17 protein-coding genes and 1 rRNA gene are annotated in these 22,810 nt (G+C 72.3%); 12 read left to right on the forward strand and 6 right to left on the reverse strand.

The features are described 5' to 3' along the window. Positions 1-92 (forward strand): 5S ribosomal RNA (rrf, locus tag AB0H83_RS36205); the annotation flags it as partial. 100 nt (positions 93-192) lie between these two features. Here rrf and AB0H83_RS36210 read toward each other — a convergent pair. Together AB0H83_RS36210 and AB0H83_RS36215 are read right to left on the reverse strand one after the other, a co-directional pair. Further along, complete coding sequence (locus AB0H83_RS36210) at positions 193-855, reverse strand: hypothetical protein (protein WP_360103109.1); 663 nt, start codon at positions 853-855, stop codon at positions 193-195. A gap of 87 nt (positions 856-942) precedes the next feature. Next, the gene (locus AB0H83_RS36215; protein ID WP_360103111.1) at positions 943-1,806 is read right to left on the reverse strand and encodes a hypothetical protein; all 864 of its coding nucleotides are present in this window, start codon (positions 1,804-1,806) and stop codon (positions 943-945) included. Between the two features lie 72 nt (positions 1,807-1,878). Here AB0H83_RS36215 and AB0H83_RS36220 point away from each other — a divergent pair, with 72 nt between their 5' ends. The 4 genes from AB0H83_RS36220 to AB0H83_RS36235 all read left to right on the forward strand — a co-directional run bounded on the left by AB0H83_RS36220 (position 1,879) and on the right by AB0H83_RS36235 (position 7,485). Continuing rightward, a complete protein-coding gene (locus AB0H83_RS36220; RefSeq protein ID WP_360103113.1) occupies positions 1,879-4,497 on the forward strand; it encodes a valine--tRNA ligase in 2,619 nt (872 codons plus the stop codon). A 174-nt stretch (positions 4,498-4,671) separates the two neighbouring features. After that, complete coding sequence (locus tag AB0H83_RS36225) at positions 4,672-5,994, forward strand: folylpolyglutamate synthase/dihydrofolate synthase family protein (protein WP_360103115.1); 1,323 nt, start codon at positions 4,672-4,674, stop codon at positions 5,992-5,994. Positions 5,995-6,168: 174 nt separating this feature from the next. Beyond that, positions 6,169-6,513 (forward strand): DUF4233 domain-containing protein, encoded by a 345-nt coding sequence (locus AB0H83_RS36230; protein WP_360103117.1) that lies wholly within the window; start codon positions 6,169-6,171, stop codon positions 6,511-6,513. Between the two features lie 3 nt (positions 6,514-6,516). Further along, complete coding sequence (locus tag AB0H83_RS36235; protein ID WP_360103119.1) at positions 6,517-7,485, forward strand: YafY family protein; 969 nt, start codon at positions 6,517-6,519, stop codon at positions 7,483-7,485. On the opposite strand, the gene AB0H83_RS36240 is transcribed toward AB0H83_RS36235, so the two are convergent. Next, complete coding sequence (locus tag AB0H83_RS36240) at positions 7,482-9,917, reverse strand: VOC family protein (protein ID WP_360103121.1); 2,436 nt, start codon at positions 9,915-9,917, stop codon at positions 7,482-7,484. The genes AB0H83_RS36235 and AB0H83_RS36240 overlap by 4 nt on opposite strands. Before the next feature lie 181 nt (positions 9,918-10,098). On the opposite strand from AB0H83_RS36240, the gene ndk reads away from it, so the two are divergent. Next, entirely contained in the window at positions 10,099-10,512 is a 414-nt protein-coding gene (gene ndk / locus AB0H83_RS36245) for a nucleoside-diphosphate kinase (protein WP_360103123.1), read from the forward strand. Between the two features lie 103 nt (positions 10,513-10,615). Here the strand turns inward: ndk and AB0H83_RS36250 are convergent, their stop codons facing one another. Further along, positions 10,616-12,139, reverse strand: a complete 1,524-nt coding sequence (locus AB0H83_RS36250; RefSeq protein WP_360103125.1) for a glycosyl hydrolase family 18 protein — start codon at positions 12,137-12,139, stop codon at positions 10,616-10,618. Between the two features lie 429 nt (positions 12,140-12,568). Here AB0H83_RS36250 and ileS point away from each other — a divergent pair, with 429 nt between their 5' ends. Then, positions 12,569-15,679 (forward strand): isoleucine--tRNA ligase, encoded by a 3,111-nt coding sequence (ileS, locus tag AB0H83_RS36255; protein ID WP_360103127.1) that lies wholly within the window; start codon positions 12,569-12,571, stop codon positions 15,677-15,679. Here the strand turns inward: ileS and AB0H83_RS36260 are convergent. Then, positions 15,676-16,296 carry an XRE family transcriptional regulator gene (locus AB0H83_RS36260; RefSeq protein ID WP_360103129.1) on the reverse strand — a complete coding sequence of 207 codons (621 nt, stop codon included), beginning with the start codon at positions 16,294-16,296 and terminating at the stop codon, positions 15,676-15,678. The two genes, ileS and AB0H83_RS36260, sit on opposite strands and share 4 nt — an antisense overlap. 27 nt (positions 16,297-16,323) lie before the next feature. Here AB0H83_RS36260 and AB0H83_RS36265 point away from each other — a divergent pair, with 27 nt between their 5' ends. From AB0H83_RS36265 to AB0H83_RS36275, 3 genes are all read left to right on the forward strand, one after another. Continuing rightward, a complete protein-coding gene (locus AB0H83_RS36265) occupies positions 16,324-16,959 on the forward strand; it encodes a phenylalanine--tRNA ligase beta subunit-related protein (protein ID WP_360103131.1) in 636 nt (211 codons plus the stop codon). A gap of 67 nt (positions 16,960-17,026) precedes the next feature. After that, positions 17,027-17,911 carry a DMT family transporter gene (locus tag AB0H83_RS36270; protein ID WP_360103133.1) on the forward strand — a complete coding sequence of 295 codons (885 nt, stop codon included), beginning with the start codon at positions 17,027-17,029 and terminating at the stop codon, positions 17,909-17,911. A gap of 108 nt (positions 17,912-18,019) precedes the next feature. Further along, positions 18,020-18,742 carry a lysophospholipid acyltransferase family protein gene (locus AB0H83_RS36275; protein ID WP_360103135.1) on the forward strand — a complete coding sequence of 241 codons (723 nt, stop codon included), beginning with the start codon at positions 18,020-18,022 and terminating at the stop codon, positions 18,740-18,742. A 35-nt stretch (positions 18,743-18,777) separates the two neighbouring features. On the opposite strand, the gene AB0H83_RS36280 is transcribed toward AB0H83_RS36275, so the two are convergent. Next, a complete protein-coding gene (locus AB0H83_RS36280) occupies positions 18,778-19,629 on the reverse strand; it encodes a hypothetical protein (RefSeq protein WP_360103137.1) in 852 nt (283 codons plus the stop codon). Positions 19,630-19,713: 84 nt separating this feature from the next. Between AB0H83_RS36280 and AB0H83_RS36285 the strand changes: the two genes are divergently transcribed. Together AB0H83_RS36285 and AB0H83_RS36290 are read left to right on the forward strand one after the other, a co-directional pair. Next, positions 19,714-20,442 carry a beta-phosphoglucomutase family hydrolase gene (locus AB0H83_RS36285; RefSeq protein ID WP_360103140.1) on the forward strand — a complete coding sequence of 243 codons (729 nt, stop codon included), beginning with the start codon at positions 19,714-19,716 and terminating at the stop codon, positions 20,440-20,442. After that, complete coding sequence (locus AB0H83_RS36290) at positions 20,443-22,788, forward strand: glycosyl hydrolase family 65 protein (protein ID WP_360103142.1); 2,346 nt, start codon at positions 20,443-20,445, stop codon at positions 22,786-22,788. Positions 22,789-22,810 lie beyond the last annotated feature (22 nt).

Raw genomic sequence — 22,810 nt, forward strand, 5'->3', positions numbered from 1 at the left:
CGCCCGGTCCCATTCCGAACCCGGAAGCTAAGCCCTCCAGCGCCGATGGTACTGCACCCGAGAGAGTGTGGGAGAGTAGGACGCCGCCGGACAAACCTTCGCAGTAGCCCCCACCACACGGTGGGGGCTACTCGCGTTTCCAGGAACAACAAGGCCGCATTTCCAGAAAAACAAGGCCCGGCGAACGCCGGATCAGCGCTTCTCGACCGCCGGCCGCAGCTGCAGCAGCGCCTTCTCCGCGTCCGCCATCTGCCGGCCGGGGAACAGCGCCACGCCCAGCGAGCCGTTGTCGGCCCAGCCGCACACCGACATCGAGCCGTCCTTGTCGACGATCTCACCGCACCGGGCCAACCCACCGAGCTCACCCGCGTCGACGTCGTGGACGTTGCGGACACCGGCGTCGCCCGGGTCTGGGCCGGCGACCGCCTTGAACGCCCCGTCCAGGGCACGCTCCGGCTTCCAGATCCGGCCCGTGCCGGCGACGAGGATGACCGTGCGCACCTCGGACGGGCCGTTCTGGTCCCGGTAGATGGCGCCGACGCTCTTGTCGAGGCTCACCTGCGTGACGACGGCATCCCGGACGTACTCCGCGGTCTGCGTCGCGTCCTCGGTCGAGAACAGGGTGAAGGAGCCGATCTGCGGCGGCGTCGACACGGTCGTGTCGCTCTGCTGCGTGACCCGCACGACCGTCGGGCCGTAGACGACCGCGGAGCCGAGCAGCGCCACGCCGGCGAGCGCGCCGCAGACGATCGCGACCTTCTTCAGGTTGATGGACGAGCCGGGCCCGTCACCACGGGACTCGTCGTCGTCGGAAGCCTCGAAGGCGTCGTCGGAGATGCCCGGCAGATCGACCATCGGCGCAGCGTAGCAAGGGCCGCTACATGCAGCGGGGCCGGACCGTGGTGGCCCGGCCCCACCCGTACCCCGGGCAGAACGCGACGATCAGCGGCTCTCGACAGCCGGACGGATCCGCAGGAACAGGTCCGCGGCCTCCTGGAGCTCACGGCCGACGAAGACGGCGATGCCGACGCTGCCGTGGTCGGCCCAGACGCACAACGTCATCGCCAATTCGTCCTCCTTGCCGGTCGCACACTTCACGGTGCCACCCAGGTCACCGGCCGGGTAGCTGGTCTGCCCGCCGACCCCGCCGCCGGCGGTCGCGTTGAAGCCCTTGAACGCGTCCTCGATCTCATCGTCGGGGAACAGGATCGTCGAGGTCGCCGCCACCAGCACGACCGGCTTCTGCGGGTCGCCGTCGCTGTAGATGCCCGCCGCGACCTGGTCGACATCGCCCACGTTGGTGCGCAGGTCGGCCTCCATCTGGTCGACGATCGTCTGCATCTGCTCGGAGGTCTCCTTGTTGAGACCGCCGGGCAGCGTCGCCGGCGCCGTCACGGTGGTGCCGCTCGCGGAGATGACCGGGTACAGGAACACGCAGGAGATCACCGCACAGACCAGGAACAGCGCGCCGAGCACCCCGAGCGTGATCTTCAACCCTTTGCCCCGGCGGGCGGGCGGAGGAGGCGGCGGGAACGCGGGACCGGGCACCGGCGGCTGGAACGGCTGCGGCTGCTGGTACGCCGGCTGGTACGCCGGCGCCTGGTACGGGTCCTGGTACGCGGGCTGCTGATACGGCTGCTGCTGGGCCGGGTACGACTGCGGCGGGCCGTAGGGCCCGGGCTGCTGCTGGTAGGACCCGTCGCTCGGAGTCTGCTGCGTGCCGAACTCCGGCGCCAGGTCGTACGACTGCGGCTGGAACGGCTGCGAGCGAGGTTCGTCGTCAGACGGGCGGGGCGGGTAAGTCACCGTCGATCAGTCTCCTGAGTGAGGGGGCACTGGCGAGCGTAGACCCCGCATGCGAAGTTCTAGACTCGCAATGTGACGGAGACTCAACGGACGCCCGGCGCAGCCGAGCCGACCGCCCCCACTGCTTCGGTGCTCTCGGCCCAGTATGCGCCAGGAGAGGTAGAACAGCGGCGGTATGAGCAATGGGTCGCCGACGGTCTGTTCACGGCGGACGCGGCCGGCGACAAGCCCCCGTTCGCCATCGTGCTGCCTCCGCCGAACGTGACCGGCTCCCTGCACATCGGCCATGCCCTCGACCACACCGTCCAGGACGCCCTCACCCGCCGCAAGCGGATGCAGGGCTACGAGGCGCTGTGGCTGCCCGGCATGGACCACGCCGGCATCGCCACCCAGAACGTCGTGGAGCGGCAGCTCGCCGCGTCCAAGCAGTCCCGGCACGACCTGGGCCGCGAGGCGTTCGTGGAGAAGGTCTGGCAGTGGAAGGCCGAGTCCGGCGGCAAGATCCTGGGCCAGATGACCCGGCTCGGCGACTCGGTCGACTGGAGCCGCGAGCGGTTCACCATGGACGAGGGCCTGTCCCGCGCCGTCCTCACCATCTTCAAGCGGCTCTTCGACGACGGGCTCATCTACCGGGCCGAGCGCATCATCAACTGGTGCCCCCGGTGCCTGACCGCCCTGTCGGACATCGAGGTCGAGCACTCCGACGACGACGGTGAACTCGTCTCCATCCGCTACGGCGACGGCGACAACGCGATCGTGGTGGCCACCACCCGGGCCGAGACCATGCTCGGCGACACCGCCGTGGCCGTCCACCCCGACGACGAGCGGTACCAGCACCTCGTCGGCACCGAGGTCGAGCTGCCGCTCACCGGCCGGCGCATCCCGATCGTCGCCGACCCGCACGTGGACCCGGCGTTCGGCACCGGCGCGGTCAAGGTCACCCCGGCGCACGACCCCAACGACTTCGAGATCGGCCAGCGGCACAACCTGCCCAGCCTCACGATCATGGACGAGCACGGCGTCGTCACCGTGCACGGGCCGTTCCTCGGCCTCGACCGGTTCGAGGCCCGGCCGGCCATCATCGCCGCGCTGCGCGCCGAAGGGCGCATCGTGGCGGAGAAGCGGCCCTACGTGCACGCGGTCGGGCACTGCCAGCGCTGCGGCACCACCGTCGAGCCGCGGCTGTCGCTGCAGTGGTTCGTGCGCACCGGGCCCCTCGCCAAGGCCGCCGGCGACGCCGTGCGCGACGGCCGGGTCCGGGTCGAGCCGCCGGAGCTCACCAAGCGCTACTTCGGCTGGGTCGACAACATGCACGACTGGTGCATCTCCCGCCAGCTGTGGTGGGGGCACCGGATCCCGGTCTGGTACGGCCCACAGGGCGAGGTCGTCTGCGTCGGCCCCGACGAGCAGCCGCCCGCCGGGGACGGCTGGACCCAGGACCAGGACGTCCTGGACACGTGGTTCTCCTCGGCGCTGTGGCCGTTCTCCACGCTCGGCTGGCCCGACGAGACCCCGGACCTGGCGAAGTTCTATCCGACCAGCGTCCTGGTCACCGGCTACGACATCCTGTTCTTCTGGGTCGCCCGGATGATGATGTTCGGCCTGTACGCGATGGACGGCCGGCCGCCGTTCCACGTCGTCATGCTCCACGGCATGGTCCGCGACCAGCACGGCAAGAAGATGTCGAAGTCGTTCGGCAACGTGGTGGACCCGCTGGACTGGATCGACCGGTTCGGCGCCGACGCGACCCGCTTCACCCTCGCCCGCGGCGCCAACCCCGGCGCGGACGTGCCCGTCAGCGAGGAATGGGTGCAGGGCGCCCGCAACTTCTGCAACAAGCTGTGGAACGCGACCCGGTTCGGCCTGTCCAACGGCGCGACCGTCGAGGGTGATCTGCCCACCGAGGAGCTGTCGACCGTCGACCGGTGGATCCTGTCCCGGCTGCAGCACGTCATCGCCGAGGTCGACGAGCAGTTCGAGGCGTTCGAGCTGGCGAAGGTCTGCGACACGCTGTACCACTTCGCGTGGGACGACGTCTGCGACTGGTACCTGGAGCTGTCGAAGCCGGCGATGACCCCGCAGCGGCAGCGGGTGCTGGGCCACGTGCTGGACCAGCTGCTGCGGCTGCTGCACCCGATCACCCCGTTCGTGACCGAGGAGCTGTGGACCACGCTGACCGGCGCGCGGACCCTGGTGCGGGCCGCGTGGCCGGCCGCTGACCGGGCGCTGATCGACGACGCCGCCGAGCGGGAGGTCGCCGACCTGCAGCGGGTCGTCACCGAGGTCCGCCGGTTCCGGGCCGACCAGGGCGTCAAGCCGGCCCAGCGGGTCGTCGCCCGGCTGGAGGGCCTCGACGCCGCCGGGCTCGCCGCGCACGAGGGCCTCATCCGGTCCCTCGCGCGCCTGGAGACCCCGGGCGACGAGTTCGCGGCCACGGCGAAGCTCAGCGTGGGTGTCGGCGTCACCGTCGAGCTCGACACCCGCGGCACGATCGACGTCGGCGCCGAGCGGGCCCGCCTCGGCAAGGACAAGGCCGCCGCGGAGAAGGAGGCCGCGCAGTGCCGGGCGAAGCTCGACAACCCGGCGTTCACCGACAAGGCGCCCGAGGCGGTCGTGGAGAAGATCCGCCAGCGGCTCGCCGCCGCCGAGGCCGACCTCGCCCGCATCACGGGGCAGCTGGAAGCCCTGTGAGCGGCCAGCGGAGCGGCTCGGGCCGCGAACCATGTGGGTGCAGGGTTGGCTCAGGCCGGCGCCGGAGCGCGGCGGAGGCGGCGGCATGAGCGGCCCGCAGCGCAGCGGAGGGCTGCGAACCGGTAGCTCAGGGTGGGGCTCAGGCCGGCGCCGGAGCGCAGCGGAGGCGGTGGCATGAGCAGGTTTACGGAGGTCGACCAGGAGCTCAACGGTCGGGGCTTCACCCGCATGGTGTTCGACCTCGGCCGGATCGAAGGGCTGCTCGACCTCATGGGCAGCCCGCAGCGGGCGTACCCGGCGATCCACATCACCGGCACCAACGGCAAGACGTCGACCGCCCGGATGATCGACTCGCTGCTGCGCGCGCACGGGCTGCGGACCGGGCGGTACACCAGTCCGCACCTGCAGTCGATCCGGGAGCGGATCAGCATCGAGGACGAGCCGATCAGCGAGGAGCGGTTCGTCGAGATCTACGACGAGGTCCAGCCCCTCGCCGAGTACCTCGACGCGCGCAGTGACGCGCCGCTCACGTACTTCGACATGACGACCGCGATGGCGTTCGCCGCGTTCGCCGACGCGCCCGTCGACGTGGCCGTCGTCGAGGTCGGTCTCGGCGGCGCGGACGACTCCACCAACGTGCTGCAGGCCCAGACGACGGTCATCACGCCGATCGGCCTGGACCACACCGAGTGGCTCGGCGACACCATCGAGGACATCGCGCTGGCCAAGGCCGGCATCGTCCACAAGGGGTCGACGCTGATCTGCGCGGCGCAGCCGGACGAGGCGATGCGCCCGATCCTGGAGCGCTGCGCCGAGGTCGGCGCGACCATCGCCCGGGAAGGCCGCGAGTTCGGCGTCGTGCAGCGCGACCTCGCGGTCGGCGGGCAGGTCCTCACCCTGCAGGGCCTGTCCGGCACCTACGAGGGCGTCTTCCTGCCGCTGCACGGCGAGCACCAGGCGCAGAACGCGGCGATCGCGCTCGCCGCCGTCGAGTCGTTCCTCGGCGCCGGCAACGAGCGCGCGCTCAACGCCGAGGCCGTCCGCGACGGGTTCGGCGGGGCCACCTCGCCCGGGCGGCTCGAGCGGGTCCGCAACTCGCCGCCGATCCTCGTCGACGCCGCCCACAACGCCGCCGGCATGCGGGCCACCGTCCGGGCGCTCAACGAGGAGTTCGCGTTCAACGGGCTCGTCGCCGTCGTCGCCGCCCTCGCCGACAAGGACGTCGAGGGCATGCTCGAGCTGCTCGAGCCGATCACCGAGAGCATCGTCTGCACCCGCAACAGCTCGCCCCGGGGCATGTCCGCCGCGCAGCTCGGCGCGATCGCCGAGGAGCTGTACGGGCCCGAACGGGTCCACGTGGTGCCGGACCTGCCCGACGCGATCGACACCGCGGTCGCGCTCGCCGAGTCCGACAATGCGGTCCCCGGCACCATCGGCATTCTCGTCACCGGCTCGGTCGTGACCGTCGCCGACGCCCGAGGGCTGCTGAAGCGATGAGTGGTCCGGAGCGTAGCGGAGGAGCCGCTCATCATGGGCGCAGGGTTGGCTCACGGTGGCGCCGGAGCGCAGCGGAGGTGACGCCATGAGTGGTCCGGAGCGTAGCGGAGGAGCCGCTCATCATGGGCGCAGGGTTGGCTCACGGCGGCGCCGGAGCGCAGCGGAGGTGACGCCGTGAGCACCGCCGGCCTGAAGAACCCCGGCGGCGCGGTCCGCGGCGTCGGGGCGGCCACCCTCGTCGTCGAAGGGCTCGTGCTGCTGCTGGCGCTGCTGCCCCTGGCGAAGCTGGGCCAGTCGACCGCGGCGATCTGGCTCTGCGCCGGGCTCGCCGTGCTCAGCTTCGCCCTGTGCGGGCTGCTGCGCTACGACTGGGCGTGGCCGGCGGCGCTGGTCGTGCCGGTGGCGCTGCTCGCCGGTGGCGTCCTGCACTGGTCGCTGGTCGTGCTCGGCATCGTGTTCGGGCTCAGCTGGGGATACGTCCTGTACGTGCGCCGAGCCGTCTACGCGAACAAACCCTGACGCATGCGGGCGAGCCGGCTGCTGTCCACGCTCCTGCTGCTGCAGACCCGGGGCCGGCTCACCGCCCAGCAGATCGCCGACGAGCTTGAGGTGTCCGTCCGCACTGTGTACCGCGACATCGAGGCGCTCTCCGCGTCAGGTGTTCCCGTGTACGCCGACAGAGGGCCGGCCGGCGGATACCAGCTCGTCGACGGCTACCGCACCACCCTGACGGGGCTCACCACCGACGAGGCGGCCGCGCTGTTCCTCGCCGGCAGCGGCGCCACCGCCGGGCACCTCGGCCTCGGGCCCACCCTCGACGCGGCGCAGCTCAAGCTCCTCGCCGCGATGCCACTGGAGCAACGCACCACGGCGGCCCGCATCCAGGAACGCGTGCACGTCGACGCGCCCGGCTGGTTCCGTGACCCGGAGGCCCCGCCGCACCTCGACGCGGTCGCCGGGGCCGTGTGGGAGCAGCGGCCGCTGCGGGTCTCGTACCGCAAATGGGACGGCAGCCAGGTCGAGCGGACCATCGAACCGTTCGGCCTGGTCCTCAAGGGCACCGCCTGGTACGTCGTCGCCCGCGGCCGGGAACGGGTCAACGCGTACCGGATCTCCCGCATCGACGCCGTCGACGTCCTCGACGGCCGCTTCGAGCGCCCCGCCGGCTTCGACCTGCGCGGCTACTGGACCGAGTGGTCCGACCGGCTGCAGCGCACCCTGTACCGCGGCGGCGACGCGACCGTCCTCGTCGGGCCCCGCGCCGCGAGCATGTGGTGGATGCTCGGCCCGGTCGCCGAGCGGGCGCTGCGCGACACCGCCGGCCCGCCCGACGCCGACGGCTGGGTCCGGATCGTCATGCCGATCGAGTCCTTCGAACACGCCCGGGTCGACCTCGGCCGCTTCGGCCCCGACGTCGAGGTCCTCGAGCCGGCGGAGCTGCGCGACCTGATGCGCCGCACCGCCGAGGAGACCCTGCGCCGGTACGCCTAACGACGCAGCTCCCACTTCGTCAGCGCGATCGCGTGCCCGTCGGGGTCGCGGAACGTCGCCGAGCACAGCTCCAGCTGCTCGCCCTGCGGGACGACCCGCGGCCGGTGGACGAAGTCGACGCCCTGCTCGCGGAGCCGCTCGTACGCCTCGTAGACGTCGGGCACCTCGAGGTTCAGGTGGACGACCCGGCGGTCCACCGGCGGCATGTCCGCGACCCGGCGCAGCACGACCCGGGCGTCGCCGGTGGCGAGCACCACCGCGGCCGGGCCGCTGTCGAGCTCGGTGAGGCCCAGCGTGTCCCGGTAGAACCGCCGCGAGCGCTCCAGGTCCGACACGATCAGCGTGATGCTCACCCCGTTGACGCCGTCGAGCGGCATCGACTGCGGCTGTTGCCGGGCCGCCAGGAACTGCCCGACCGCGCCTTCGGACGGCGGCTGCTCCTCCAGCTGGTCCTCCGGCGCGTCGCCGACGTAGTGCTCGGTGGCGTACGGGTCGGGGCTGACCGGCTCATCGTCGTCGATGTCTGCGGTGGTCGTGGCGGCGGTGGCGGCGGCGGGCCTCGGCCAGACGGGGGAGCGGACGTGGCCGTTGGCGGACCACGCCGACGTCGTGCGGCCCGTCGGCCCGCCGGCGTCCACGGCACCCCAGGGACGGATCGAGGTCGTGCCGTTGCCCACCGGCGCTTCGGCGGCGGCGTGGGCGGCTCCAGTGCCGGCGGGTTCGTCGGAGAGGGCGGCCGGCGGCTCGTCGGTGGCGGGCGGCTCGTCGGCGAGCGCGGCGGACGCCTCGTTCGCGGACCGCAGCGGGGTCGGCGGGACGACCGCCCGCGGCTCGACCACCGCGGCGGCGCCGGTGGCCGGGTCCTCGGACAGGTCCTCGGCCGCGCCGGTCCCGGCGGCCGGCGCCTGCTCGGCCCGCGCCATCCTGGTCGGCAGCTGCTCGGTCTCGCGGTCCGGCCACCAGGTGATCCCGGAGGCGAGGGCCGCGGTGCCCGCCGGCCGGTCGCCGGGCGGCTCGACGCCACCCTCGACGGCGGACTCGACCGCCGCCGGCTCCTCCTGCGTCCCGGCGGAGGCGCCTGAAGCGGCTGAGGCGGCTGAGGCGGCGGGCGTGGTGGTCGAGGCGGGCTTGGTCAAAGTGACGGCGGCTGCCGGCTCGCCGTCCGGATCAGCGGCGGGCAGGTCCGACACCGGCAGGTCCGGCGGCGGGGACAGCGTCGAGCCGGCCTCCGGGATCGTGTACGTCGCGGCGGCCTCGGTCACCACCGCCGGAGTCTCCTCGGTCGCCGCCGGGGCCGCCTGGGTCACCGCCGCGGGAGTCTCCTCCGCGGCGGTGGCGGGTGGTGCCTGCGCCGGCCGGTTGGGTCCGCGGTCGTGGGTGCCGGGGCGGGGCCGGGGGCTCGGCCGCCGGCGGGCGCCGCCGTGCACCGGGTTGGACGGCAACCGGACCACCACCGGCGGGGTGTCCTCGGTGGCGGCGCCGGTCGCCTCGGCCGGCCCGGCCGCCGCGGCGGGTCCGTCGTCCACCGCGGGGTCGCCCGGCTCGGCGAACGCGACCGCGGCCGCGGCCGCTGCCGAGGGCCCCGGCCCGGTCGGGCTCAGGCCGGCCTGGCCCGTGCCGGTCAGGCCGGTGCCCGTCGCGGCGGGGGAGGTCGGCCGGGAGGCGGGCCTGGTCTGTCCGAGGCGGTCGGAGCGGCCGGACAGCCGGACCGGCCCGATGACCGGCGCCGCGACCGGGGGCAGGTCGGTGAGGGTGGGCCGGTTGTCGGGCGGCAGCTCCTCGGCGGGCCGTTCGAACACCGGGCCGCCACCGGCACCGCCACCACCGCCGGGGGCGCCGCCGCTGTGGGTGCCGGCGGTGGGCGTACCGAAGCCGCCGCCGTCGAGATCGCCGGCGTCCGGGGCGCGGTCGGCGGGGGCCTGGGCGCGCCGGCGCTCGTATTCGTCGGTCGGGGAGTCGACGACGGCGAGCTCGTCGCCGTCGACGGAGTACTGCGGGGTGTTGCGGGTGGGCCGGCGCTCCGAGGCCTGCACGTCCTGGTGCGACTGGACCTTGTCCCACACGATGGCGAGCTTGCGCGGGTTGCCCTTGAGGACCTGGACGGGCAGCGTGGCGCCGGGGTCGGGCCACTTGTCCAGGGGGATCGCCGGGTCGACGGTGGAGACGGTGGCGCCGTTGACACCGCTGGCGCGCACGACCAGCTTGAGCCGGCCGCGGGCGGTCCGGCCGTCGGTCGTCGGGCGGGGCGAGATATCGGCGACCCTCGCTGTGCCGTAAACGTATTGCCGCACCTTGTGGCGCGAGTTCAGGACAAGGATCAGCACCGGGCCGGCGGCGGCCACGATGATGCCCAACGCCATCACCAAGGCGTTGGACCAACCCAATCCGCAGAATGCCAGGAAACCGCCGACCACGATGAGCAGTGCGATCACGAGTTTCCTGCTGCCGGTGTCCTGTGCACGATTGCTGGACGGCAAGTCGACCTCCCCAGACGACTGACATCAGGCTATGCCTGATCATCGCCGGAACGGAAGTGTTCGGCACCCTGGCGGGTCGGGTCCGGTGACGCTCGGTAGGCTCAGGGACGTACCGGACCGATCTTGGAGGCACGTCGTGGCGGAGCGTTCGCTCGTTTTGATCAAGCCTGATGCCGTGCGTCGGGGACTCGTCGGCGAGATCATCGGCCGTCTGGAGCGCAAGGGCCTCGCGATCGACGCGATGCGGCTGCGCGCCATGGACCGCGCCCTCGCCGACCAGCACTACGCCGAGCACGTCGAGCGGGACTTCTACCCGCCGTTGCGGGACTTCATGACCGGCGGCAACCTGGTCGCGCTGGTCGTCTCCGGCGACGAGGCGATCGCCGTCATCCGCACTCTGATCGGCTCGACCGACGGCCGCAAGGCCGCGCCCGGCAGCATCCGCGGCGATTTCTCGCTGTCCAACCGCGAGAATCTCGTGCACGCATCCGACTCCGTCGACAGTGCGAAGCGTGAGATCGCGCTGTGGTTCCCGGAGCTCGCGGAGTAATTTCACCTTCGGGAAATCACCCGAAGACAAAAGCGAGGGGACGGGTGCTGGGACACCCGCCCCCTCCCTGTGTTGGGGAAGAAAGCTCGGCCGGAGGTGCGGGTTACGGCAGCGTCGCCAGGTGCGGCTTGACGGTCCGGGCGAAGTTGTTGCCGTTGGTGACGTCCCAGTTGATCGACCAGGTCATGGCGCCGCGGATCCCCGGGTACGTGTGCGGCGGCTTGAACGTGCCGCAGCTGGTGCCGGTCGCCAGGCACGACAGCGCCTGGTTGACCAGGGCCGGGGCGACCACACCGCCGCCGGCCGCGCCGGGCCCGGCGGGCAGGCCGAGGGCCACCTGGTCGGGGCGCAGCCCGTTCTCCAGCTGGATGCAGGCCAGGGCGGTCATGAAGTTGACGGTGCCCTGCGAGTACGCGGCCATCTGGTCGCACCCGAGCATGCTGCCGGAGTTGTAGTACTGGGTGTAGACCACCGTCAGGATGTCCTTGATGGACAGTGCCAGGGCGAAGTAGCTGCCGCCGGTGGACTGCATGTCGATCGTCTGCGGCGCCATCGTGATGATGAGGTTGGCGCCGGCCTTGGCCCGCAGCGAGCGCAGCGCCTGCGCCATGTAGGTCGGGTTGAGACCGTTCTCCAGGTCGATGTCGATGCCGTCGAAGCCGTACTGCTGCATCAGCGACCAGGCGCTGTTGGCGAAGTTCGTGGCCGCGGTCGCGTCACCGACGGTGACCCGGCCGGCTTCGCCGCCGACGGACAGGATGACCTTCTTGCCGCGGGCGTGCAGGGTGGCGATGTCGGACTTGAACTCGGCGTCGGTGTAGCCGCCGACGGCCGCGGCGAGCTGCGGGTCGACCTGGAACGTCAGCTGCCCGGGCTGCGTGCCGGTCTCGGCGAACGCGACGTCGATCAGGTCGTACTCGCTGGGCACGTCGCGCAGCTTCAGCTTGGCGGCGCCGTTGACGAAGTCCTGCCAGTAGCCGGTGAGGAAGTGCGTCGGCAGCGGGCTCGGCGGCGTCGACGTGGACGGTGACGGCGAGGTGGACGGCGACTTCGAGGGCGACGCCGACGGGGACGCCGACGGTGACGTGGAGCGCGACGGCGACGCCGACGGCGTGGTCGGGCCGACCGTGGTCGGCGGGGTGCCGCCGGGGCCGTTGAGGGAGAAGTCGTCCGCGGTGTACACGGGCTGGCCGTACCAGCCGTGGACGTAGACGACCGCGGAGGTCTGTGCCGCGCCGGTGGTGAACGCGACCGACAGCTGCTGGTAGCCGCTGGTGCCGGGGGTCCAGGTGCTCGCCTCGACGCCGCCGGTGACGCCGATGAAGACGTAGGAGCCGTTGACGTACCCGGAGAAGGTGTACTTCGTGTTCGGCTGGACCGACACCGTCTGCTGGCACCGCGCGGTGGTGCCGCCGGGGGTACCGGTGAGCTTGTAGGTGCCGGTGCGGGCGGCGCCGGACGTGACGGCGGCGGCCGGCTCGCAGCTCCAGTTGTTGGCGTTGCCGGTCTCGAATCCTGGGTTGGTGAGCAGCTCGGCGGCCGAGGCGGGCAACGCGATGGCGACCCCGGCGAGGGTCAGCGCGGCCGCGGCGGTGCCCGAGAGCAGGGCGATGTTGCGTGGGCGCATCATGGCTCCAGGTGGGGGCGGCGTCGATGGGCGTCGACGGGTGATGTCACCAAACGCCAGCGCGGATTTAATGTCAAGGTTTCTTTACTGTTCTTTATGCCTGCCGCCGAAACGCGCCACGACACCCGCCGGAACGCGCCCGGGCGGACTGCCGCGCCGCGGTGGGCGGGGTGACGGGCGGCGGGAGAAACCCGGGTGACCGGCGCGCTATCCTCAAGGCACAGGCGTCGACCCGGCCATCACCGGCGAGCCTCCGGAAGAACGGGCCGGCATGCCGGCCTCAGTAGAACCGGACGGGCACCGGCCCGTGACAGCCGGCCAACGAGCGGCCACCGCGAGGTGGCAAGCGGGGTGGTACCGCGGACCTGCGAAGGTTCGTCCCCGCGTGGAGTTCAGGAAGCTGACATCACGCGAGGAGTGCGACCACCGATGGCCTACCCGATGCACCATGCGGCTCACGGCGTGCCGGCCAGCCCCAACCTGCCCGAGGTCGAGCGCGGCGTGCTCGACTACTGGGCCGCCGACAAGACGTTCGAGGCCTCCGTCGAGCAGCGCGAGGCCGGGGTCGACGGCGCCAACGAGTTCGTGTTCTACGACGGGCCGCCGTTCGCCAACGGGCTGCCGCACTACGGTCACCTGCTGACCGGCTACGCGAAGGACGTCGTGCCGCGGTACAAGTCGATGCGCGGCTTCCGGGTCGAGCGGCGCTTCGGGTGGGACTGTCACGGCCTGCCCGCCGAGGTCGAGGCGGAGAAGCAGCTCGGCATCACCACGAAGGCCGAGATCCTGCAGCTGGGCGTCGACAAGTTCAACGCCGCGACCAAGGAGTCGGTGCTGCGCTACACCAACGAGTGGGAGCGCTACGTCACCCGCCAGGCACGCTGGGTCGACTTCACCAACGACTACAAGACGCTCGACCTGGACTACATGGAAAGCGTCATGTGGGCGTTCAAGACCCTGCACGACAAGGGTCTGGTCTACGAGGGTTTCCGGGTGCTCGCGTACTGCTGGCGCTGCGAGACGCCGCTGTCCAACACCGAGCTGCGGATGGACGACGACGTCTACCGCGACCGGCAGGACCCGGCGCTGACCGTGGCGTTCCAGCTGGAGACCGGCGAGAAGATCCTCGCCTGGACGACGACCCCGTGGACGCTGCCGTCCAACCTGGCCCTGGCCGTCGGCCCGGACATCGACTACGCCGTCTACGAGGAGGACGGCGTCCGGTACGTCCTGGCGGAGTCGCGGGTCGCGGCCTACGAGAAGGAGCTGGCCAACGCGTCCAGGGTGGATACGGTCAAGGGCGCCACGCTCGTCGGGCGCCGGTACACGCCGCTGTTCGACTTCCTCGCCGACACGCCCAACGCGTTCCAGGTCATCGGCGCCGACTTCGTCACCACCGAGGACGGCACCGGCGTCGTGCACATGGCGCCCGCCTTCGGCGAGGACGACCAGACCGCGTGCGCCTCGGTCGGCATCCCCACCGTCGTCACCGTCGACGAGCACACCCGCTTCACCTCGCTCGTCCCGGCGTACCAGGGGATGCAGGTCTTCGAGGCCAACAAGCCGGTCATCCGCGACCTGAAGGCGGCCGGCGTCGTCGTGCGCCACGACTCCTACACCCACTCCTACCCGCACTGCTGGCGCTGCGACTCGCCGCTGGTCTACAAGGCGGTGTCGTCGTGGTTCGTGGCGGTGTCCACGTTCCGCGACCGGATGGTGGAGCTCAACCAGCAGATCACCTGGACGCCGGAGCACATCAAGGAGGGCTCGTTCGGCAAGTGGCTGGCCAACGCCCGCGACTGGTCGATCAGCCGGAACCGGTTCTGGGGCTCGCCGATCCCGGTCTGGAAGTCCGACGACCCGCAGTATCCGCGCGTCGACGTGTACGGCTCGCTCGACGAGCTCGAGCGCGACTTCGGCGTGCGCCCCGGCGACCTGCACCGGCCCGAGATCGACAGCCTGACCCGGCCCAACCCGGACGACCCGACCGGGCAGTCGGTCATGCGCCGCGTGCCGGAGGTGCTGGACTGCTGGTTCGAGTCCGGGTCGATGCCGTTCGCCCAGGTGCACTACCCGTTCGAGAACAGGGACTGGTTCGAGCACCACTACCCGGGCGACTTCATCGTCGAGTACATCGGCCAGACCCGCGGCTGGTTCTACACCATGCACGTGCTGGCCACGGCGCTGTTCGACCGCCCCGCGTTCAACAACTGCGTGAGCCACGGCATCCTGCTCGGCGAGGACGGCCGCAAGATGTCCAAGAGCCTGCGCAACTACCCCGACGTGTACCGGGTGTTCGACGAGTACGGCTCCGACGCGATGCGCTGGTTCCTGGTGTCCTCGCCGGTGCTGCGCGGCGGCGACATGCCGGTCACCGAGGTCGGCATCCGCGACGCGGTCCGGCAGGTGCTGCTGCCGCTGTGGAACGTCTGGTACTTCTTCTCGCTGTACGCCAACGCCGACGGGTACACCGCGCGGCGGCGCACGGACAGCACGCACCTGCTCGACCGGTACGTGCTGGCGAAGACCGGCGAGCTCGTCGCGGGCGTGCAGCAGCAGCTGGACGCCTACGACCTGTCCGGTGCCTGCGCGAGCGTGCGCTCCTACCTGGACGCGCTGACCAACTGGTACGTGCGGCGCTCCCGCGACCGGTTCTGGTCCGGCGACCGCGACGCGTTCGACACGCTGTACACGGTGCTGTCGACGCTCACGCAGGTCGTCGCGCCGCTCGCGCCGCTGACCGTGGAGGAGATCTACCGCGGCCTGACCGGCGAGCGGTCGGTGCACCTCACGGACTGGCCGTCGGCGGCGGACTTCCCCGCGGACCACGCACTCGTCGCCGACATGGACGCGGTACGGGACGTGTGCTCGGCGGCGCTGTCCCTGCGCAAGGCGCGGGGGCTGCGGGTACGGCTGCCGCTGTCGACGCTGACCGTGGCGACCCCGCGGGCGGAGGCGCTGCGGCCCTTCGCCGCGCTCGTCGCCGACGAGGTCAACGTCAAGGAGGTCGTCTTCACCGGTGACGTCGCCGCGCACTGCACGCCGGTGCTGACGCTGGTGCCGCGCGTGCTCGGCCCCCGCCTCGGCAAGGAGGTCCAGCAGGTGATCAAGGCGGTCAAGGCCGGCGACTGGAAGCGCTCCGCCGGCGGCGACGTCGTGGCCGGCGGCGTGACCCTGCAGGACGGCGAGTACGACCTGAAGCTCGTCGCGGCCGACCCGACCCAGTCGGCGCCGCTGCCCGGCGGCGAGGGCGTGGTGGTGCTGGACAGCACCGTCACCCCCGAGCTGGCGGCCGAGGGACTCGCCCGCGACCTGGTCAGGGTCGTGCAGCAGGCCCGGCGCGACGCGGACCTCAACGTGTCGGACCGGGTGACGGTCGCCGTGGACGCCGAGGGGCTTGCCGACGTGCTGGCCGTGCACGGCGCGTTCGTCGCCGGCGAGGTCCTGGCCGACGCGGTCGAGCTCGGCGCGGTGGCGGACGGCTTCGCCGGCGAGGTCGGCGAGGGTCAGCCCGTCCGCGTGCGGATCACGAAGGTCTAGGCGGGGTTCGGCGCGCGCCGGTCGAACTCGCCCTCGGGCATGACGACCACCATCGTGAGGACCGCCTCCACGTCCGCCGCGTTGCGGTAGCCGTGGGGGCGGTCGGCCCGGAAGTCGATCGTCTCGCCGGGGCCGACGGTGTGGTCGTTGCCGTCGACCGTCACCACGAGCGAGCCCTCGTGCAGGTGGATCAGCTCCCGGGTGCCGGACGAGTGGTCGCTGGAGTCGTGCGTCTCGCCGGGCGGCAGCCGCCACTGCCAGACCTCGACGAACGCCGGGTCGTTGACGCCGCGCAGCAGCCGGCCCGTGCCGCCGGTCCCGCCGCGCCACAGCACCGGCGGCTCGTCGGCGCCGACGATCTTCACCACCGGCTCCGGCTCGGACTCCAGCAGCCGGCCGATGCTCACCCCGAACGACTCCGCGATCCGGCACAGTGTGCCGATGCTCGGGTTGGTCCGGGCGCCCTCGATCTGCACGAGCATGCCCTTGCTGACCCCCGACCGGCTGGCCAGCTCGTCGAGGGACCAGCGGCGCCCCTGCCGCAGCGCCTTCACGTGGCGCGCGATCGCCGCCTGGGCGACCTGAGTCACGTCGCCGGTCAAAATATTTTCCTCCACGGTCAATATTGTGGTACGACATGGGCTATGTTCGCCATTGCCGATGAAGTGCTCGACCTGTGCCGGTCCGCGGGCCATGAGGCTACCGTCCTCGCCGTCCTGGCCGACGGGCTGCGCAACGGTCCGAGCGATGGCGCCGTGCTGCACCAGGCGATCAAGGACGCCGGCGACCTCACCGCGCCCCTGGAGGCGTGGCGGGACGTCTACCGGGCGTTCGGCGCCAAGCCGCAGCGCACCCCCTGCTCTGCCGAGGCGCTGCGCAAGCGGGCCGCGCGTGGCGACGTGCCCGTGGTCGACCGGCTCGTCGACGCGTACAACGCCGTGAGCATCCGCTTCGCCGTGCCGATCGGCGGGGAGGACCGCGCCGCCCTCGCCGGCGTCGAGCGGCTGGTGCGCGCCGCAGGCGACGAGCCCTTCGACACCGTCAAGGAGGGCGCCCCGGTCGTGGAGACCCCCGAGCCGGGCGAGGTGATCTGGCGCGACGACCTCGGCGTGACCTGCCGCCGGTGGAACTGGCGCCAGGGCCGCCGCACCGCGATCACCGCCGCCACCACGTCGGCCGTGTTCCTGCTCGAGGGCCTCGACACCGACCTCACCCCGGCCGCTACCATGCTCGCCGAGCTCATCGACGCCGACAGCGTGACCATCGAGCGGCTCTCATGACCGGCCCGGAGCGCGGCGGAGGGCCGGGCATGCCGGGGTGTGGTTCGGGGTGCGGCAGGGGCGTCACATGATCGCGGTGGTGCTGGCGGCGCTGTCCGGGCTGGTGTGGGGCGTCGGGGACTTCGCCGGCGGCAAGGCCAGCCAGCGCATCGACGCGGTGAGCGTGGTCGTGCTGTCGAAGGCGGCCAGCGTGCCGCTGCTGCTGGTCTATCTGGTGCTGATGCCGGCCACCGTGCACCCGGGCGTGCTGGGCTGGGGCGCGGCGGCCGGGGTGTTCGGCGTGGTCGGGATGATGGTCTTCTACCGGGCGATGGCCGGCGGGGCGATGACGATCGTCGCTCCGGTCAGCGCGGTCACGACCGCGCTGCTGCCGGTCGGCGCCGGGCTGCTGCTCGGCGAGCGCCCCGGCGGGCTCGCCCTCGCGGGGGCGGGCTGCGCGATCGCCGCGATCGGCCTGGTCAGCCTGGTGCCCGCCGAACATCCCGGCCATGACGCCGGCAGCAGCAGCCCCGTCGCCGGCGAGGGCGCCGGGCGGTTGCTCGGGCTGGCGCTCGGCGCGGGTGTCGCGTTCGGGCTGTTCTTCATCTGCCTGTCCGCGGCCGGTGACGCCGCCGGTGGTGAGGCCGGCATGTGGCCCGTCCTCGGTGCCCAGCTGGCCGCCCTGGTCGTCGGCGGGCCGCTCCTGCTGCGCCGCCGCGCTCCCGGCGCCCCGCGGCTGGCCGGCCCGCCGCTACGCTGGCTGCTCGTCGCCGGGATGCTCGACATGACCGCGAACGCGCTCTACATCGTGGCGGTGCAGAGCGGCGACCTGAGCATCATCGCGCCGGTCGCCTCGCTGTACCCGGTGAGCACCGTCCTGCTGGCGATGCTCGTCGACCGGGAGCGGCTGCGCCCGGTGCAGCTCGCCGGGCTGGGGCTCGCCGTGACCGCGCTGGTGCTGGTCGCCTCCTGAGCCACCCGGGGCGGGTGGTGTTGCCCACGGTGTGACGTCTCCGGCTGACCTGACGACCCTTGCCGTCTACAGTGGGCGGCATCGTCTGTTGAGCCTGGTGGAGGCCCTTTGTCCGCGCTTTATGCGGTCGGCAAGTTCGCGATCTCCCCAATGTCCCGCCTGCTGTGGCGGCCGAAGATCAGCGGCCTGGACAACGTGCCGGCCACCGGCCCGGCGATCCTCGCCAGCAACCACCAGTCGGTCATTGACTCGGTGCTGATGGGCGCCTTCATGCCGCGCAACGTCTACTTCCTGGCCAAGGACGAGTACTTCGTCGCCCCCGGCGTCAAGGGCACCGTCATGCGCAACGTCATGTACGGCCTGAACCAGATCCCCGTCGACCGCTCCGGCGGCCGGGCCAGCCTGATGGCCCTCGACGCCGCGCTGCCGGTCCTGCGCGCCGGGCACGTGCTGGGCATCTTCCCCGAGGGCACCCGCTCGCCCGACGGCCGGCTGTACCGTGGCCGCCCCGGTGTGGCGAAGCTCGCGCTCGACGCGCCCGCCCCGATCATCCCCATCGGCATCATGAACACCGAGAAGATCCAGCCGATCGGCGCGTCCGTGCCCCGGCTCGGCCCGACTGTCGAGGTCCGCGTCGGCGAGCCGCTGGACCTGAGCCAGTGGCAGGGCGGCGAGGTCGACAGCCGCGGCCTGCGCGAGCTGACCCTGAAGCTGATGAACGCGATCCAGCAGCTCACCGGGCAGGAGTACGTCGCCCGGTACGCCCCGAAACGCCCCGACCAGATCGCCGCCGCCAACGGCCACAACGGCACCGCCGCTCCGGCAGATTGAAAGCCAACCGCGCGGCAGATTGAAAGACCGGCGGGTCAGCCGCGGCGGACGATGGAGCCGCGGATGTTGTGCGTCAGCGTGCCCGCCTGCTCCAGCGACTTGCCGGGGAAGACGGCCAGGGCGATGACGCCGTGGTCGGCCCAGCCGCACACGGTCGCGGACCGGCCGTCGAAGCGGGCCGGCGCGCAGCGCTGCTCGCCGCCGAACGGGCCCGGGTCGATGTCGCGCACCGTGCCGACCTGCAGCGCGGCGGGCAGCTTGCGGATACTCGCCTCCAGGTCGCGGGTGGGGTTGGTGATGAAGCGGGTGGCGCCGGCGACGAGGACCCGTAGCTGCCGGTTCGAGGCGTCGGTGTAGGTCACCGTGAAGCCGGACTCGTCGAGGTGGTCCGAGGTCAGCGCCTTCTGCAGATCGGTGGCCGCCTTTTTCGCGTTGGCGTCGCTGGTACGCGTGAGCCCTGGCACCGTCGCGTCGACCTGGACCGACGCCGGGTACTGCACCCAGTACGGGCGGGCCCACGCGTAGGAGCCGCCGCAGCAGCCCGCGCACAGGGTGAACAGCAGCAGCATCACCCACGGCCAGCGTCGCTTGCGCCGGCGGTACTGCGGTGGCGGCGGTGCGTAGCCGGGCGGCGGCGGCCGATACCCGAGCGGCGGGTGGTACCCGGGCGGTGGCGGGCCGTACTGGGGAACCGGGACGTACCGGATCTCCGGCGGTGGCGGTGACGGATCCGGCGGCAACGGCACGGTGCGGGGCGCGGCGGGCAGGTCGAGGGTGTCCTCCCACTGCCGCCGCCGGCGTGACCCGCCCGGCGGCACCGACGCCGAACCCACCCACGTCGGCGTGGCCGGCTGGCGTTCGGTCGGCGATTCATCCGGGAGTGTCACACCTGCAGGCTAGCCACCCGGTGCACGGACCGCAGAGCGCCGGTGCCGGGTTTGGAAGGTTGCCGGCGTGGATACGGTGGGGGTGTGCTGGGGCTACCGCAACGCGTGACCGCCTGCCTGTTCGACCTCGACGGGGTGCTCACCCCGACCGCGGTCATCCACAACAGGGCCTGGACCAGGACGTTCGACGACTTCCTCAAGGGACGCGCGGGCCAGCGGCCGTTCGACCCGGTCGGCGACTACAACGACTACGTCGACGGCAAGCCGCGCGAGGCCGGGGTCCGGGACTTCCTCGCCTCCCGCGGCATCGCGCTGCCCGAGGGCGCGCCCGACGACCCGCCGGACGCGCAGACCGTGTACGGCCTGGGCAACCGCAAGAACCAGCTGCTGCTCACGCTCATCAAGGAGGGGCTGCAGCCGTACCCGGGATCCGTGCGCTACCTGCACGCCGTGGCCGGCGCGGGGCTGCGCCGGGCGGTGGTGAGCTCCAGCGCCAACACCCTGCAGGTCATCACGTCGACCGGACTGGCGCCGCTGCTGGAGGTCCGGGTCGACGGCGGCACCATCCGCGAGCGCGGCCTGCGCGGCAAGCCCGCACCCGACACGTTCCTGGAGGCGGCCAAGGAGCTCGGCGTCACGCCGGAGCAGGCCGCCGTGTTCGAGGACGCCCTCGCCGGGGTCGCCGCGGGCAGGGCCGGCGGGTTCGGCTGTGTTGTCGGCGTCGACCGGATCGGCGGCGGCCACGCCGACGACCTGCGCGCCGCCGGCGCCGACGTGGTCGTGCCGGATCTCGACGTCCTGCTGGAGGGCTGAATGGCCAAGTTCCCCGTCGAGCCGTGGACGATCCGCGAGACCCGCCTCGACCTCGACGACCTGGGCCAGACCGAGTCGCTGTTCGCCCTGTCCAACGGGCACATGGGGCTGCGCGGCAACCTCGACGAGGGCGAGCCGTTCGGCCTGCCTGGCACCTACCTCAACTCGTTCTACGAGGAGCGCCCGCTGCCCTACGCGGAGGCCGGCTACGGCTTCCCCGAGGAGGGCCAGACCATTCTCAACGTCACCAACGGCAAGGTGTTCCGCCTGCTGGTCGACGACGAGCCCTTCGACGTGCGGTACGGCAACCTGCTCGGCCACGAGCGGGTCCTGGACCTGCGGGCAGGCACGCTGCGGCGCGACGTCGACTGGGTGTCGCCGGCCGGGCAGCGGATCAAGGTGCACACCACCCGGCTCGTGTCGCTGGAGCAGCGGTCGGTCGCGGCGTTCCTGTACGAGGTGGAGCCCGTCGCCGGCCCGGCCCGGGTGATCGTGCAGTCGGAGCTGGTCGCCAACGAGGACACGCCGGAGCCGAGCAAGGACCCGCGGGTCGCCGCGGTGCTCGGCCACGCCCTGGAGCCGGAGGAGCACGCGGCCCGCGACCTCAACGCGCAGCTGCTGCACCGCACGAAGGCCAGCTGGCTGCGGCTCGGCGCGGAGATGGACCACGAGGTCGAGGCCCCGGTGCCGGTGCGCTCGCACACCGAGGCGACGGAGGACTGGGCGCGGACCACGTTCGCCTGCGAGCTGCAGCCCGGCCAGCGGCTGCGGATCATCAAGTACCTCGCGTACGGCTGGTCGAGCCAGCGCTCCCGCCAGGCGATCCGTGACCAGGTCCACGGCGCGATCGCCGGGGCCCGGCTCGGCGGCTGGGACGGGCTCGTCGCCGCGCAGCGGCGCTTCCTCGACGGCTTCTGGGGGCAGGCCGACGTCGAGCTCGACGGCGACGCGGAGATCCAGCAGGCGGTGCGCTTCGCGCTGTTCCACCTGATGCAGTCCGGCGCGCGGGCCGAGGCCCGGCCGATCGCCGCGAAGGGCCTGACCGGCCGCGGGTATGACGGGCACGTCTTCTGGGACACCGAGAGCTTCGTGCTGCCGGTGCTGACCTACACGCACCCGCAGGCGGCCCGCGACGGGCTGCGGTGGCGCCACGGCACGCTGCCGATGGCCCGCGACCGGGCCGCGCAGCTGGGACTGGCCGGGGCGGCCTTCCCGTGGCGGACGATCCGCGGTCAGGAATGCTCCGCCTACTGGCCGGCCGGCACCGCCGGGTTCCACGTCAACGCCGACATCGCCGCGGCCGTCGAGCGGTACGTGTGGGCCACCGGCGACACCGCCTTCGAGGTCGAGTTCGGCCTGGAGGTGCTGGTCGAGACGGCCCGGCTGTGGCGCTCGCTGGGCCACCACGACCGGCACGGCGTCTTCCACATCGACGGCGTCACCGGGCCCGACGAGTACAGCGCCATCGCCGACGACAACATCTACACCAACCTCATGGCCCAGCAGAACATGCTGGCCGCGGCGGGAGCCGCCGAACGGCACCCGGACACCGCGCACGCCCTCGGCGTCGACGACGAGGAGATCGCGTCGTGGCGGGACGCGGCCGCCCGGGTCCACCTGCCCCACAACGCCGAGCTGGGGGTGCACGAGCAGTCCGCCGGGTTCACCCGCCACCAGGAGTGGGACTTCGCCGGCACGCCGCCGGAGCACTACCCGCTGCTGCTGCACTACCCGTACTTCGACCTGTACCGCAAGCAGGTCGTCAAGCAGGCCGACCTGATCCTGGCCATGCACTGGCGCGGCGACGCGTTCACCGCGGAGCAGAAGGCCCGCAACTTCGCCTACTACGACGAGCGCACGGTCCGCGACTCGTCGCTGTCGGCGTGCACGCAGGCGGTCATGGCCGCCGAGGTCGGCCACCCCGAGCTGGCGTACGACTACCTCGGCGAGGCGGCCTTCGTCGACCTGTACAACCTGCAGCGCAACGCCGGTGACGGGTTGCACATGGCCTCACTCGCCGGGACCTGGCTGGCGCTGGTCGCGGGCTTCGGCGGCATGCGCGACCACGGCGGGGAGCTGTCGTTCATGCCGCGGCTGCCGGACCGGCTCGACCGGCTGTCGTTCTCGATCACCTGCCACGGCAGCATCCTGCGGGTCGTCGTCAACCACCAGGAGGCCACGTACACCGTCGAGTCGGGGAAGATGACGATGCGCCACCACGGCGAGCGGTTCACCGTCGAGCCGGACAAGCCGGTCACGCTGCGGGTACCGCCGCCGCGACCGGCCACCCCGGCGCCGCACCAGCCCGCCGGGCGGGAGCCGCAGCGGCGCCACCGGATGTCGTGACGGGCGAGCGCGTACCCTGGTA

Source organism: Dactylosporangium sp. NPDC050688 (assembly GCF_040654515.1).
In the GTDB taxonomy this organism is placed as follows: Bacteria; Actinomycetota; Actinomycetes; order Mycobacteriales; family Micromonosporaceae; genus Dactylosporangium.